This is a genomic window from Allochromatium tepidum (assembly GCF_018409545.1).
Lineage (GTDB): Bacteria > Pseudomonadota > Gammaproteobacteria > Chromatiales > Chromatiaceae > Thermochromatium > Thermochromatium tepidum_A.
Genome location: NZ_AP024563.1, coordinates 2,895,791 through 2,909,286 on the forward strand (window position 1 = coordinate 2,895,791; position 13,496 = coordinate 2,909,286).

Consider the following 13,496-nt stretch of genomic DNA (forward strand, 5'->3'; position numbering starts at 1 on the left):
ATGCTCGAGATCCGCGATCTCGGTCTGGGCTATGGCGAGCGTATCCTGGTGCGCGGGCTGGATCTGGCGGTGCCGGCGGGCGAGGTGCTGGCGGTACTCGGTCCGAACGGCGCGGGCAAGTCGACGCTGCTCAAGGCGCTGGCCCATCTGCTCCGACCCCGGACCGGAACCCTGCACCTGGACGGCGTTCCACTCACCGGCCTTGGCCGCGCGACCCGGGCGCAGCGCGTCGCCTATCTGCCCCAGCAATCGCCGCCCGTGGCCGTCACCGTCTACGAGGCCGTCCTGCTCGGGCGCCTCCCGCATCTCGGCCGGCAGATCGCGGACGCCGATCTGGCGCTGGTCGACGGCATCCTCGCGCACCTTGGCCTGAGCGCCTTCGCCGGACGTCTCTGTACCGAGCTCAGCGGCGGCGAGCTGCAAAAGGTGCTGATCGGACGCGCCCTGGCGCAGACGCCGCGCCTGCTGCTGCTCGACGAGCCGGTCAATCATCTGGATCCGGCCAATCAGCTCGAGGTGCTGGCCCTGATCCGGCAAACGGCCCGCGACCGCGATCTGGCTACCCTGGTGGTGCTGCACGACCTCAATCTGGCGCTGCGTTTCGCCGACCACTTCCTGCTGCTCGACGGTGCCGGCGGTCATGACGCCGGGGCCATGACGACCCTGACCCCGGAGCAGATCGAGCGGGTCTACCGGGTGTCGGTGGTCCGCCATGACCTGGCCGGGCATTCGCTCTTCATCCCACTGTGAATCCCATGACTGACGATACCCGCTGGCCGAGTGATCCCCTGCTCGAAACCCTGGCCCACCGCGCGGTCGACGATCTGGCCGTGCATCCGCTGGTGCTGGAGGATCTGAGCCTCGGCCAACCCATCTCCTGGGCGCTGGTCCGCGACCGGCACGGACACCGCGCGCTCGGCCTGGCCCTGACGCCGGTCGGCGAATCCGGCTCGCCGGGGCCGCGCCATGCCGGGCTACCGCTCGACTGGAACGAATGGCCGCTGCATGAGCTCCCCGGCCGGCTCCTGGCCGACCATCCGCTGGAGCGCTGTCTCGCGCTGGCGGTCATCAACGCCATCTCGCAGCATCGTCTGGCGCGTGAGGGATTCGCCGGCGTCGAGACCACGGAGGTTCGCCCGAGTGTGGTGCGCTGGGTCAGGGAACAGGGGGTACGCCGCGTAGTGGTCATCGGCAACATGGGACCGCTGGTGACCGGACTCGCCGAGGCGGGCGTTCCCCATGCGGTCTTCGAGCGCAGTCCGGGCAATCGCGCCGGCGCCTTGCCCGACGCCCAGGAGTGGGCCTGGCTGCCCAGGGCCGATGGTCTCATCCTCACCGGCGCGACCCTGCTCAATCACACCCTGGCGCCGATCCTGGCGCTGGCGCGCGAGGCCCGTTTCAAATTGCTGGTCGGCTTCTCGGCCCAGGCGCACCCGGCGTTCCTGGCCGGCTGTGGTGTCACGCACGTCTTCAGCCTGTACATCCGGGACATCGACCGGGTCCGCCGACGATTGCAAGTCGGCCACTGGAATTCCATGTTCGAGACCGAGATGGGCTATCTGGCGGGTTTAAACGGTTTGGAGACTCAAATGCAGATCAGCGCGCGTCACTTTGCCGGCATCGCCTGACCTCGATCATGAACCACCTCCGGTCCGATACTTCTTCTCACAGCGCATGACGAACTCGACCGTGATGCGGTCGAGCCCCTCCTTGGCGGCGTCCTTCTCGATGATGCGCCGGACCATGGGACGGATGATGGCCGGCGCCTCGCCGACACGTTTCTGGGCGTCGGCGCTCCAGATGAGGCCGAGCTTCTTGTTGGCCCAGCTCCCCACAGCCGGCGGCGGCACATCCTGGAAATCACGGATCGTCAGTCCGGGCGTGCCGCCGAAGGCGGCCTCGGCCAGCGTATCGGACATCGACTGGCCGAACGCCTGGGTGAAGACCGGAAAGGCCGGATCGTTCTCGAAGATCACCCGCTTCAGTTCCAGCACCCGCTCGCCGCGCGCCTGGCTGGACCGGGCGTCCGTCTCGGGTGCGGCCTGATCGATGTAACGGCACCAAGTCTCGACGACGGCGCCGAACGCGGCGAGAAAACGCTCCGGATCCAGCGGCTTGAAGGTGCAGTGCAGCAGGTGCGGTGAGGTCACGGACTCCAGCAAGGGCAGCCGTTCGTCCGGCAGTTCCAGCGCAGCACGATGCTCGCGCGCGACCTGAGCGAACGGCTCCAGATCCAGGCTCGACGAACAGGGCGCCAGATCCAGCGTGAGCAGCGTGCGCTCGGGCGGCTGGCCGCCGACGTGCAGCAGAAAGGCGGGAAGGTCATAGTCCAGACGCGGATAGGCGAAGATCACCAGCCCCCAGCGGCCCAGACGCAGCGAGTAGCGGCTGACCATCACCCGGTCGAGCTTCTCGCCTTGATAGACACGGGTGTGGCTGAAGACCTGTTTGCCGTTGTTCACACGCCGGGCGCTGTATTCGGTGAAATCGTCTCGATCCAGACGTTCCCCGAGCCGGTCGAAGAAGAGCCGCTCATGCGGCTTCCAGGGTGTCGTTTCCGAGGCGGATTCGACCTCGATCTGCTGTGCCATACTGCCTCTCGCCTCTTTCAATCGACTTCGCGAATCAGCCCCAGGATCTCGTCATAGCTCAGGCGTCCGCCGTCGCCCGTGCCTTCGAGCAGACCGTCGGCCAGATCGCGCTTGGTTCCGTGCAGGGCGATGATCTTTTCCTCGATGGTGCCCTTGGTGACCAGACGGTAGATGGTCACCGGACGCTCCTGGCCGATGCGGTGCGCGCGGTCGGAGGCCTGATCCTCGACCGCCGGGTTCCACCAGGGGTCCATGTGGATCACATAGTCCGCCGCCGTCAGATTCAGCCCGGCTCCGCCGGCGCGCAGACTGATGAGGAACAGATCGCCCTCCCCGGCCTGGAAGGCGGCAACGGCGGCCTTGCGCTTGGGTTCGGGGGTAGAACCGTCGAGATACTGGTACTTGATCCCGCGTTCATTGAGATAGGCCCGAATCAGGCTCAGATAGTCGACGAACTGGCTGAAGACCAGCGCCTTGTGGCGGTTCTCCAGCAGCTCGTCGAGGATCTCGCCGAAGGCCTCAAGCTTGGCGCTGCCCAGATCCGTCTCGGGCATCACCAGCTTGGGATGACAGCAGGCGCGACGCAGACGCATGATCTCGGCGAGCAGTTGGATGCGCTTCTGGCCGGGGCCGGAGGTCTCGTCGCTCTCCAGCCGCTCCAGCGCCTGACGACGCATGGCTTCATACAATGCCGCTTCCGCTTTGCCCAGATCCAGTTCGAGCGTGATCTCGGTGCGCGGCGGCAGCTCGGTGAGCACCTCGCTCTTGAGCCGGCGCAGGATGAAGGGCTTGAGCAGTTGACGCAACCGGGTGCGTGCGCCCGAGTCGCGATGCTGTTCGATCGGAACGGCGAAGCGCTGGTTGAAGCGATCCAGCGAGCCGAGCAGTCCCGGGTTGATGAAACGGAACAGATTCCAGAGCTCGCCGAGATGGTTCTCGATCGGGGTGCCGGTGGTGATCATCTTGAAGCCGGCATCGAGCTTCATGATCGCCTGCGAACGCTTGGTCTGCGGATTTTTGAAGGTCTGGGCTTCGTCGGCGACGATGGTCGACCAGGTGACGCCCGCCAGCCGCTCGCCTTCGGTCTGCACCAGGCCGTAGCTACAGACGATCAGATCGAAGGGACCGGCGTCCTTGAGCATCTGATCGCGGTCGCCGTCGCCGAAGCGCTTCGGATTCAGGGTCGGGGCGAAACGTCGCGCCTCGTTGACCCAGTTGGAACAGACCGACATCGGCGCCAGCACCAGGGTCGGCCCCTCGGTCGCGCGTGAGAGGATGAGCGCCAGCGACTGAATCGTCTTGCCCAGTCCCATGTCGTCGGCCAGACAGGCACCCGCGCCCAGATGGGCCAGACGCGCCAGCCAGCGGAAGCCCTCGATCTGATAGTCGCGCAGCTCGGCCTGGAGCGTGCTCGGCAGGGTCGGCTCGAACTCGCGGGCGGAACTCAGACGCCGGAGCATCTCGTGCCAGCGTGCGCCGGCCTCGACCTGCATGCCTTCGAGCGCCTCGTCGACGGCGCCGGCGGCGAGCGGATGGAAGTGTCCGCCGTCGGTGAGTCCGCGCAGGGTCTCCAGACGCCGACGCAGCGACTCGCTCAGGACCAGGAACTCGCGCTCGCCGAGCGAGACGAAGCGCCCCGGACTCGCGTCGAGCAGATCGAGCATGAATTTCATCTCCAGCACCCGCCCGTCGTCGAGCGTCAGCCCGCCCTCCAGACCCAGCCAGTCGCGCCCCTCGCCGACCCGGACCGACATGGCGCCGATCCCGACCTCAGGCGTCAGTCCGATGCGCTTGCCCTCGGGCCATTGCAGCACGATGTCGTCGCCGAGCGCATAGAGTTGGGACAGGGCCGTCAGCGCCTCTTCGGCCTCCGGCAACACCCAGGACCAACCGCTCCGGCCGGCCAGACTCGGACAGGCCTCGAGTACGGCCTTGGCGCGCGCCTTCTCGCCCTTGAGCGAGCGCATGGTCCGGACCGGACGACCGTCCTGCTCGGCGAAGATCGTCTCCATGCCCTGCCCCGGCGCCAGACGCGGCCCGGACTCGCCGAGCGGCTGCATGTAGAGTTCCAGGCTCAGCCCGTCGCCGATCGGGTTCAGATGCACATAGGGCCGGGTGTCCGGCTCGACCGGCTCGGCCAGATGCTCGGTGCCGCCGATGGCCGAATGCACGGTCAGCAGGGGCGCGACCGCCGCGATCCCGGCCAGCACCCGCTCCTTGCCCTCGGCAGGTATCCGCAGGCCGTCACGCGCCAGGATGGAGGCGATACGCTTGTGGGTGGCGTCGAAGCGCACCAGACGCAGTCGCTGCTTGCCTTCCGGGACGATGAGCAGATTGCCGTCCACCGGCGGAAAGGGCTGGAGCCGGACGCGGATCTCGCCGCCGCGCTCGCTGACCTCCAGCGTCGGACCGGCCTCGACCAGTTCGACCGGCGTTTCCAGATTGTTCGGACGGAAGATCAGCGGATGCCCCACGGCGGCGAGCAGCGCCTCATCGGAGTCGAGGGTGTAGCTGGCGCCGCCGCCATACCAGCCGCCCTCGTATTCACGCTTGATGCGGGCACGGATGCGTTCGTCGGCCGGGGTCAGATAGTCGAACTCGGCGGGCGACTCGCGCAGACGTTGCAGCGAGACCGGGCGTCCCGAGGTCCAGCCGCCGCGCTTGGCGCGTTTCTGTTCGCGCGGTTCCAGCCGCACCGAGCCGGCGTGTTCATAGATCCACCAGCACATCCGCCGATCGGCCCGGCCGTCGACGGACGAGTCGGCGGACGAACGCCCGGCCGCGACTCCGGTCAGGGCCTCGAGCGCGATCTCCCAGCGCGAGCGCGACTTGAGCAGGTCGACCAGTCGCGGCGAACCCTCGGGCGGCGGGGGCAGATCGAGGTTCTTCATCGGACGCCCGAGACGCTCGAGCAGGGCGTGCGCCTCCCAGGCATACCAGAGCCAGCCGCCCGCGAGCGCCTCGCGAACATGCTTGTCGAGCGCGACCAGCGACCTGTCGTTGGGCCGCTCGCCGAGCCAGTGCAGGATCAGACACAGGAAAAGTTGATTGAAGGGGCGATTGGGCAGACGCGCGTTCTGGAACGAGTGCGCGTCCCCGAACTGGAGCGTGCCCTGGAGCACCTTGCCGAGATCCTCGGTCAGCTGCAGCACGGTTTCGAAACGGTCATCGCCGGCCTGGCGCTGCTCGACCTGGATCTGCTGGTTGAACAGGGTCAGATCCTCGGGACGGCTCCGCGCCAGGAGCAGCAGCAGATGGAGCACACCCGGTAGCTCGCCGAGCGGGATGTTGCGCCGGCGCGTCTCACGCTTGAGCGTCTTGAGATAGAGTTCGAAGACACCGAGCGATTCGTCGCGACGTCCCTGGACGGCATGCAGCCAGCCGATCAGGGGCAGCACCAGGGTGGAGACCCGGCTCGACAGCAGTTTGGCGGCCTGATCGAAACGCCCGCGCCACAGATGCTGCTCGACCAGGACGGCGAGCGCGAGCGGCTCGCTGTCGACCACGGGCAGCAGGAGTCGTTGCACGGCGGCGTCCAGCGCCTCATCGGCGCGCAGATGATGGGCCAGCGAATCGAGCCTGGGCGCGAGCGCCAGGAGGCGCAGACGCGGTGCCAGGGTTTCGAGCCAGTCGGGATCGAACGGATTGGTGCAGATACGCACCAGCGGATCGACCTTCTTGGCATCGATCGGCTCGATTCCGGACCGGTTCTCCAGACCGATCAGCTTCAAGACCTCGGCCTCGCGCCCGCTATAGAGCGCGTTGCGCAGACGGCGCGTCTGCCGCTCCACAGTCACGATCTCCCAGCTGTGGCGCGGTTGACTGAGAATGACGCCTTCAGCGGCATCCATGATGGCCTTGAAGGTTCCATCGCGCACCGTCTCGCGGGTCAGGATCTCGACCAGATCCGGAATCACCGACAATCCGGCCTTGTTCGTCAGCACACGCGCGGCGATCATGGATTCGCGCCAAGCGGTGTTCAGCCGGGCGCTGAGCAGTTTGTTATCCGCACCGCGCCGGCCGAGGCGTCGCAGGATTTCGAACAGTTGGGTCTGAGTGACGGTTTCGTAGACGACCGAGAGTACCTGGAGGATACGGCGATCATCGGACGACAGGGTTTCGAGGACTTCGGGTGACGGCATGGAGGCGTTCAAAGCTTGCGCTGACGGATGAAGCGCTCCAGGAGTGCGCGTGTGGAGGGATCGTGATCGGCCGTGACCTTGCCGGCCTGGATCTCGGCCAGGATGACGTTGGCCAGTTGCTTGCCGAGTTCAACACCCCACTGATCGAAGGAGTTGATCCCCCAGATCACGCCCTGGGTGAAGATGCGATGCTCGTAGAGCGCGATCAGGGCGCCGAGCGTATGCGGCGTGAGGCGTTCCATCAGCAGGCTATTGGTCGGGCGATTGCCGGGGAAGGTGCGATGGTGCGCGAGCATTCGCGCCCGCTCCTCGTCCATCCCGGACGCAAGCAGCTCGCTCAGCGCCTCGTCATAGGTCCGACCGCGCATCAGCGCCTCGGTCTGGGCGAAGAAATTGGCCATGAACTTGGGATGATGGTCGCCCAATTCATTGTGACTGTGCACGGCGCCGATGAAGTCCGCCGGGATGAGTTGGGTGCCCTGATGGATGAGCTGATAGAAGGCGTGCTGACCATCGGTGCCCGGCTCACCCCAGACCACCGGACCCGTGGTGTACTCGACCGCCGTGCCCTCGCGCGTCACGCCCTTGCCGTTGCTCTCCATGTCGCCCTGTTGCAGATAGGCCGGCAGATAGCGCAGCGACTGATCATAGGGCAGCACGGCATGGGTGCGCGCCCCGGCGAAGTTGGCATACCAGACGCCGATCAGACCCAGAAGCGCCGGCATGTTCTCCTTGAGATCCGCCGTGCGGAAATGTTCGTCCATGGCGTGCGCGCCTTCGAGCAGCTCGATGAAGCGGTCGAAGCCGACGGCGAGCGCGATCGGCAGCCCGATCGCCGACCACAGCGAATAGCGTCCGCCGACCCAGTCCCAGAAGCCGAACATGTTGGCCGTGTCGATGCCGAAGGCCGCGACCCTCTCGGCATTGGTCGAGACCGCGACGAAATGCCGCGCCACGGCCGAGGAGTCGCCGAGCGCGGTGAGCAGCCAGGCGCGGGCGCTGGCGGCGTTGGTCATGGTCTCCTGGGTGGTGAAGGTCTTGGAGGCGACGATGAAGAGCGTGGTGGCCGGATTCAGACCGCGCAGGGTCTCGACCAGATGGGTGCCGTCGATGTTGGAGACGAAATGCACCCGCAGGTTCTCGCTCTGATAGGGCGCGAGTGCGGCACAGACCATCTTCGGCCCGAGATTGGAGCCGCCGATGCCGATGTTGACCACATCCGTGATGCGCTCGCCGGTGTGTCCGCGCCAGCTCCCCGAACGCACGCGCCCGACGAAGGTCTCCATCCGCGCCAGCACGCCGTTGACCAGCGGCATCACATCCTCGCCCTCGACCCGGATCGGGCGCTTGGAGCGGTTGCGCAGTGCGATGTGCAGCACCGCGCGCTCTTCGGTGTTGTTGATCGGCGCGCCCGCGAACATCCGGTCGATCCAACCCTTGAGATCGACCGCCTCGGCCAACTCGATCAGCAGGTCCAGCGTCTCGCGGTTGACGAGATTCTTCGAATAGTCGAGATGCAGTCCGGCGACCGTCAGACTCATGGCCGCCGCGCGCTTGGGATCGGCGTCGAACAGATCGCGCATCCGCTGCGCGCGCATCGCCTCCCAATGCCGTTGGAGGGCCTGCCACTGGGGTGTATGGTTCACGAGCACGGGCGACATGATGATTCGAGCCTCCTCAAGTCCGGGATCACGGGATGGAGGCGCATTTGATCATATTCGCGCGCAATTCTCAGCTATCGAGCGCTCAGACGCTCGGGGCCTGTCATCGGCGGTGTTCGACGCACGGCTCCAGGTCCGTGCCGCGTCTAGGCCGGCGGCTGGAAGCGGGTCAAGCGGGCGCGGGTCTCGTCGAGCTGGCGGCACAGTCGCGCGCTCTCCTCGCCGAGAAAGTCGATGAAGGCGCCGGCCACCACGGACAGCTCCTTGCCCTTGGCATGGGCGACATACCACTGCCGCTCCAGCGGGAAACCCTTGACATCGAGAATGGCCAGTGCCGAGGATTCGGCCTCCAGGGCCAGGGTATGGAGTGAGAGCACCGACAGGCCCAACTGACCGTAGATGGCGTGCTTGATCGCCTCGTTGCTGCCGAGTTCCATGCGCACGCGCGGCTTGAGACCGGCCTCGCCGAAGGTCTTGAGCACATAATCACGGATGCCCGAACCCGGCTCGCGCATGATGAAATACTCCTCGGACAGACGCTCGACCGGGATGTTGCGTTCGTGCGCCAGCGGATGATCGCGGTGGGCGATGACATGGAGCGGGTTGGGCGCGAAGGGCATGGCGATCATCTCCAGGTCGCGCTCGGGGTTCTGACCCAGGATGTAGAGATCGTCCTTGTTGGCGATCAGACGCTCCAGGACGCTGTCGCGGTTGGTGACCTTGAGTGCGACATCGACCCCCTGATGGCGCCGACAGAAGCGCCCGAGCACTTCCGGGGCGAAATACTTGGCGGTGGTGATGACGCAGAGCTTGAGATAGCCCCGCTTCAGTCCCTTGAGATCGGCGACCTTCATCTCGAAACGGTCGAGCACGCCGAACATGTCCTTGACCGCCGCTTCCAGTTCGCGTCCGGCCTCGGTCAGATAGACCTGACGCCCGATCTGCTCGAACAGCGGCAGCCCGATGACATCGGTCAGGCGCTTGATCTGGGTCGAGACCGTCGGCTGTGTCAGATACAGCTCATCGGCGGCCTTGGTGAAGCTCTTCAGGCGCGCGATGGCCTCGAACACCTGGAGTTGGCGCAGACTGACGTGACGGGCGAGATTCAGCATGGGATCGAACATGGCGGCTCACCGGGTCGGCGATCATGACGCTTGGAATCTGTCCCGTAGTGCCCGGACCCGGATCGACGGATCCGACTCAATCGGGCCAGACCCGATGACCGGAACGATAGTCGGCATCATAGGGTCGGTTCGACTCGGTTTGGGTCGAGGGCGACGGGCGCTTGGCGGTATGCCGGATAGCGGTGCGTGCGGTTGTCGACCTGACGCTCGGCTTGGGCTTGGCCGCCGCCGTGTCGACCGGGGCCGAATCCGGGGTTGCGGTGGTGTTCGGATCAGTGTCTTGGCTCATGTGCGCTGTCCTCCTGGCTGGGAGCCTCAACCCCCGGACGTCACGCTTTCGGACGCACAGAGCGCGTCGACCCGCTCGGCGAACGCTGTCTGTTCGGGAGCGATGTCCGTGGCCGGCGGATCGGCGTGGATGGTGATGTTGACGTAGGTGCGGCCGAAGCTGATGTCGGGATAGACGCCCGTGTCCTTGCTGAACTGGGCCACGGCGTCCAGGAAATCACGGGTGCCGGCATAGTCGTCGAAATCGACCCGGCGTTCGAGGCGGAGCGGGCGTTCGCGCTGCCGCCAGGTAGCGGCGGTTGCATTCATGGCGATGGCGACCTCCAGGTGCTGTTGCTTCGTCTGGTCTGATCCAAACGCCCGATCCAGTCCTCCAGTTCACGGGCGTGGCTCAGTTCCTCGTCGTGCAGGGCGGCGAAGAAGTCGCGTCCGGCGACGTCGCCGATCAGGGCGCAGTAGTCGGCGGCGTCGCGGTAGAGGGCGACCGCGTGCCATTCCAGCCGGCGGTCGGCCTCCAGCAGTTCGATGAGCGAGAATCCGGTCCGGACCGGTCTGAGCCGCGAGCCGTTGGGCATGGCACCCAGCCGCAGCATCCGCGCGGTCAGACGCTCGGCGTGCTCCTGCTCCTCGGCGGCCTCGCGCCGGAAGTGCGCGCCGACCTCGGTCAGTCCCCACAGATCCGCCAGCCCGGCATGGGTCAGGTATTGCTGGACGGCGCTCAGTTCATGACTGAGCGCGCGCCCCAGATAACCCAAGACTTTCGGATTGGCCATCATGCGCCGTCTCCCACTCGTAGCCTATTCGCCCTTACTTCGACGGCCGAGCGCCTCAGCGGCGCCCGGTTCGGTCTCAGGAGCGACCATGCCCGCCGTCGGTGTCGCCCGGCTTGACCGGCAGGATCGGCTCGACCTCGCGATGCGGGCGGGCGATGATGTGCGCGGCGACCAGACCGTCACCGACGCGCTCGCAGGCATCGGCCCCGGCGCGCACCGCCGCGTTCACCGCGCCGGTCTCGCCGCGCACCAGCACGGTCACATAGCCGCCGCCGACGAACTCGCGTCCGATCAGACGGACTTCAGCGGCCTTGGTCATGGCGTCGGCCGCCTCGATGGCGGGCACCAGTCCACGGGTCTCGATCATTCCAAGCGCGATGCCATAGTTTTCGGAAGGCATGGTGGCTGACTCCTGGGTCTTAAAGTAGAGGATTGAGCGATTTCGATGTCGTGTCGGGTCTTATGTCGGCACCGGTCTCAGGCCGCTTTTTCAGCCAGTTGGCCGCCGGTCGGCAGGATCGGTTCGACCTCGCGATGCGGGCGGGCGATGATGTGCGCGGCGACCAGACCGTCGCCGACGCGCTCGCAGGCATCGGCCCCGGCACGGACCGCCGCGTTCACCGCGCCGGTCTCGCCGCGCACCAGCACGGTCACATAGCCGCCGCCGACGAACTCGCGTCCGATCAGGCGCACCTCGGCGGCCTTGGTCATGGCGTCGGCCGCCTCGATGGCGGGCACCAGTCCGCGCGTTTCGATCATGCCCAGGGCGATCCCGTAGTATTCGTCGGCCATCTCGTGTTACTCCTCTGTTGACAAGTGTGGGTCTGTGTTTCGGTGTCGTAAGCTGTGTTCGTATTCGTGCAATCGATTCAGACGCCTTCGGTCGGGTCGGGCTCGTCCCAGCGGTCGATGATGCCGCCGATGCTCAGGTCGGTAAGTATCCGGGCGCCGACCGCGACCCGGGCCGCCGAGCCGCTGATGGTGAAGACCCAGTTGCCCGGATGGGCGCCGACCGTGTCGACCGCCACCGCCCGACCGCCCTTGGCGTCGCGCAACACCCGCAGCGATACGGACTGGAGTCCGGGGACGCGGCGCGTGCAGACCAGCGAGCGTTCCACCTGCATGATGTCCATGCTCAGTCCTCCGGCCAGTGGTCGATGATGCCGACGATGGTCAGATCGCTCGGGTAGTCCTTGTGGCCGGCGGCCTCGCGTGCCGCCGAGCTGCCGACGCAGATCACCCAGTCGCCGGGGGTGCAGCCCACGGCATCGACTGCGACCATCCGGCTCTTGCCGTCGAGCACCACCTGGAGATGACGATGCTCCAGTCCGGGGATGCGGTTGGTCGCGACCAGCGGCTTTTCGACGCGACAGATCTTCATGCCGTCCTCCCGCCGAGCAGTGAGCCGCCGACCGGCTCCAGTCGTCCGTGGCCCTGGCTGTCGCGCACCGTCCAGTAGGTGTGGAGCAGGCCGTGGTCGGCCAGATCCGAATAGCGCTGGGCGATGGCCTCGGCGAGGCGTTCGCAACGTTCGATCGCTCGTTCGCGCGCGCCCGGCACCTGTCCCGAGTACTCGACGCGCAGGACGATCGGGATCGGCAGTCCATGCTCGACGTTGAGCTGACGGAAGATCTTGATGCCGACGTCCAGGTTGCAGGCGCCCTCTTCCAGGGTGCGCAGAAAGCTGAAATAGGTCAGGTTGCGCAGATGGATCTCGGCGAAATCCATCCCGACCCCGATGAAACGCTCCTCGTGTCCGATGTCGGTGTAGTGGCCGTTGTGATAGTCACGCACATAGTCGAGCTGCGAGATGTTGTGCTCGATCAGACGCGCGATCAGACGCTGCATCCCGGGCGCTGGGGCCGGACCGCCGCCGCTCGGGTTGGCCACGCGCTCACGGATCAGGGCGCGCGCCGCCTCGGGGTCGAGCCGTGCGGTCTCGCGATGGAGCGCGCCGGCGTCGACGAAACGGTCCAGATCGGCATCGCCGCGTGCGTCGGGCAGATGCAGACGCAAGCGGTCGGTGTCGGTGTCGATGCCGATGAGCAGGCCCTCGATCGAGGCGCCGCAGCAGTAGCTGTTCTCGACCGCCTCGCGGAAGGCGTGCAGACGCTCGCGTCCGGCGGCGGCGGCCTGGCGGGTGTCGCTGCCGTGGGCCGCGCAGCCGTGATGCTCGGGGTCGCGGCTGCTGTAGTGATAGACGACCACCTTCAGATAGCGGGTCGGGGCGTCGGCGGTGTTGGGCACGCCTTCGCGGAAGCGTCCGAGTTCCACCGCCGACCAGCGCTCGAGCGCCTCCTCGATGTCGAAGAGCGCGCCGGCGTTGGCGCGGCGCTGGACGGCGCCCATCGGCAACCGCAACACATAGCGGATGGCGTGGGCCAGACGTCCGTCCGAGCAGGGCGTGACGTTCATGGCATGGAAGCCGCAGTCGAGCAGGAAGCGACGGAATTCATCGGACTGGCCGCGATCGTCGAGCGGGTCGGTCGTGAAGTAGTCATCGCTCATGGCCCGCACGGTCTCGAAGGTGGCGTGCGCGAAGAGCGCGCGCCGGTCGAGTCCGGCGACCCAGGCGTCGGCCAGCAGCGATTCGGGCAACTCGAAACCGAGTGTCCGACGCACCTCGGCCTGTGCCCAGTCCTCGAAACCGGCGTCCGGGACGCGGGCGGCGATGGACTTGAGCGTCGGCACGATGCGCGCGAAGGCGCCCTTGATCCGCTGCTCGTAGGCCCACAGCCGCCGGTTCTCGTCCAGGCGGGTGAGCGGATGCGTCCCCGTCCGACCGATCCCATCCGGCGATCCGGCGGACTCAGGCGCAACCTGAGTCGTGCCGACCGGAGCGGCGGGCGTGCTCGTCCAGGAGGCTGGGCGGACGCGCCGGCGTGACTGTGACTTGGGCTTGATGCGCATGGCGATG

14 protein-coding genes are annotated in these 13,496 nt (G+C 66.7%); 2 read left to right on the plus strand and 12 right to left on the minus strand.

Features of this window, described 5'->3' with window-relative positions:
• Nucleotides 1–750, plus strand: a complete 750-nt coding sequence (locus Atep_RS13945) for an ABC transporter ATP-binding protein (RefSeq protein WP_213379065.1) — start codon at nt 1–3, stop codon at nt 748–750.
• A 5-nt stretch (nt 751–755) separates the two neighbouring features.
• Entirely contained in the window at nt 756–1,628 is an 873-nt protein-coding gene (locus Atep_RS13950; RefSeq protein WP_213379066.1) for a Rossmann-like domain-containing protein, read from the plus strand.
• Between the two features lie 6 nt (nt 1,629–1,634).
• Here Atep_RS13950 and Atep_RS13955 read toward each other — a convergent pair whose 3' ends face one another.
• From Atep_RS13955 to Atep_RS14010, 12 genes are all read right to left on the minus strand, one after another.
• Complete coding sequence (locus Atep_RS13955) at nt 1,635–2,591, minus strand: protochlorophyllide oxidoreductase (RefSeq protein WP_213379067.1); 957 nt, start codon at nt 2,589–2,591, stop codon at nt 1,635–1,637.
• A gap of 17 nt (nt 2,592–2,608) precedes the next feature.
• Entirely contained in the window at nt 2,609–6,733 is a 4,125-nt protein-coding gene (locus tag Atep_RS13960) for a DEAD/DEAH box helicase (RefSeq protein WP_213379068.1), read from the minus strand.
• 8 nt (nt 6,734–6,741) lie between these two features.
• Nucleotides 6,742–8,394, minus strand: coding sequence for a glucose-6-phosphate isomerase (gene pgi, locus Atep_RS13965; protein ID WP_213379069.1), 1,653 nt, complete (start codon nt 8,392–8,394; stop codon nt 6,742–6,744).
• Nucleotides 8,395–8,540: 146 nt separating this feature from the next.
• The gene (locus Atep_RS13970) at nt 8,541–9,518 is read right to left on the minus strand and encodes a LysR family transcriptional regulator (protein ID WP_213379070.1); all 978 of its coding nucleotides are present in this window, start codon (nt 9,516–9,518) and stop codon (nt 8,541–8,543) included.
• 76 nt (nt 9,519–9,594) lie between these two features.
• Entirely contained in the window at nt 9,595–9,807 is a 213-nt protein-coding gene (locus tag Atep_RS13975; protein ID WP_213379071.1) for a hypothetical protein, read from the minus strand.
• Nucleotides 9,808–9,833: 26 nt separating this feature from the next.
• Nucleotides 9,834–10,115, minus strand: a complete 282-nt coding sequence (locus Atep_RS13980; protein WP_213379072.1) for a 4a-hydroxytetrahydrobiopterin dehydratase — start codon at nt 10,113–10,115, stop codon at nt 9,834–9,836.
• Complete coding sequence (locus Atep_RS13985; protein ID WP_213379073.1) at nt 10,112–10,579, minus strand: ferritin-like domain-containing protein; 468 nt, start codon at nt 10,577–10,579, stop codon at nt 10,112–10,114. The genes Atep_RS13980 and Atep_RS13985 overlap by 4 nt, the downstream gene beginning before the upstream one ends.
• A gap of 76 nt (nt 10,580–10,655) precedes the next feature.
• The gene (locus tag Atep_RS13990) at nt 10,656–10,979 is read right to left on the minus strand and encodes an alpha-carboxysome major shell protein CsoS1 (protein WP_012971920.1); all 324 of its coding nucleotides are present in this window, start codon (nt 10,977–10,979) and stop codon (nt 10,656–10,658) included.
• 77 nt (nt 10,980–11,056) lie between these two features.
• Entirely contained in the window at nt 11,057–11,371 is a 315-nt protein-coding gene (locus Atep_RS13995) for an alpha-carboxysome major shell protein CsoS1 (RefSeq protein ID WP_012971921.1), read from the minus strand.
• A gap of 77 nt (nt 11,372–11,448) precedes the next feature.
• Nucleotides 11,449–11,712: a carboxysome peptide B gene (locus Atep_RS14000; RefSeq protein WP_213379074.1), complete on the minus strand. Its 264-nt coding sequence runs from the start codon at nt 11,710–11,712 to the stop codon at nt 11,449–11,451.
• 2 nt (nt 11,713–11,714) lie between these two features.
• A complete protein-coding gene (locus tag Atep_RS14005) occupies nt 11,715–11,960 on the minus strand; it encodes an alpha-carboxysome shell vertex protein CsoS4 (protein ID WP_200158077.1) in 246 nt (81 codons plus the stop codon).
• Nucleotides 11,957–13,489, minus strand: coding sequence for a carboxysome shell carbonic anhydrase (locus tag Atep_RS14010; RefSeq protein ID WP_213379075.1), 1,533 nt, complete (start codon nt 13,487–13,489; stop codon nt 11,957–11,959). Before Atep_RS14010 ends, Atep_RS14005 begins: the two co-directional genes overlap by 4 nt.
• Nucleotides 13,490–13,496 lie beyond the last annotated feature (7 nt).

Coding starts and splice junctions, on each gene's coding strand:
- Atep_RS14005 (WP_200158077.1), bottom strand. CDS start 11,960: ATGAAGATCTGTCGCGTCGAAAAGCCGCTGGTCGCGACCAACCGCATC.
- Atep_RS14000 (WP_213379074.1), bottom strand. CDS start 11,712: ATGGACATCATGCAGGTGGAACGCTCGCTGGTCTGCACGCGCCGCGTC.
- Atep_RS13950 (WP_213379066.1), top strand. CDS start 756: ATGACTGACGATACCCGCTGGCCGAGTGATCCCCTGCTCGAAACCCTG.
- pgi (WP_213379069.1), bottom strand. CDS start 8,394: ATGTCGCCCGTGCTCGTGAACCATACACCCCAGTGGCAGGCCCTCCAA.
- Atep_RS13985 (WP_213379073.1), bottom strand. CDS start 10,579: ATGGCCAATCCGAAAGTCTTGGGTTATCTGGGGCGCGCGCTCAGTCAT.
- Atep_RS13975 (WP_213379071.1), bottom strand. CDS start 9,807: ATGAGCCAAGACACTGATCCGAACACCACCGCAACCCCGGATTCGGCC.
- Atep_RS13990 (WP_012971920.1), bottom strand. CDS start 10,979: ATGCCTTCCGAAAACTATGGCATCGCGCTTGGAATGATCGAGACCCGT.
- Atep_RS13970 (WP_213379070.1), bottom strand. CDS start 9,518: ATGTTCGATCCCATGCTGAATCTCGCCCGTCACGTCAGTCTGCGCCAA.
- Atep_RS13945 (WP_213379065.1), top strand. CDS start 1: ATGCTCGAGATCCGCGATCTCGGTCTGGGCTATGGCGAGCGTATCCTG.
- Atep_RS13960 (WP_213379068.1), bottom strand. CDS start 6,733: ATGCCGTCACCCGAAGTCCTCGAAACCCTGTCGTCCGATGATCGCCGT.
- Atep_RS13995 (WP_012971921.1), bottom strand. CDS start 11,371: ATGGCCGACGAATACTACGGGATCGCCCTGGGCATGATCGAAACGCGC.
- Atep_RS14010 (WP_213379075.1), bottom strand. CDS start 13,489: ATGCGCATCAAGCCCAAGTCACAGTCACGCCGGCGCGTCCGCCCAGCC.
- Atep_RS13980 (WP_213379072.1), bottom strand. CDS start 10,115: ATGAATGCAACCGCCGCTACCTGGCGGCAGCGCGAACGCCCGCTCCGC.
- Atep_RS13955 (WP_213379067.1), bottom strand. CDS start 2,591: ATGGCACAGCAGATCGAGGTCGAATCCGCCTCGGAAACGACACCCTGG.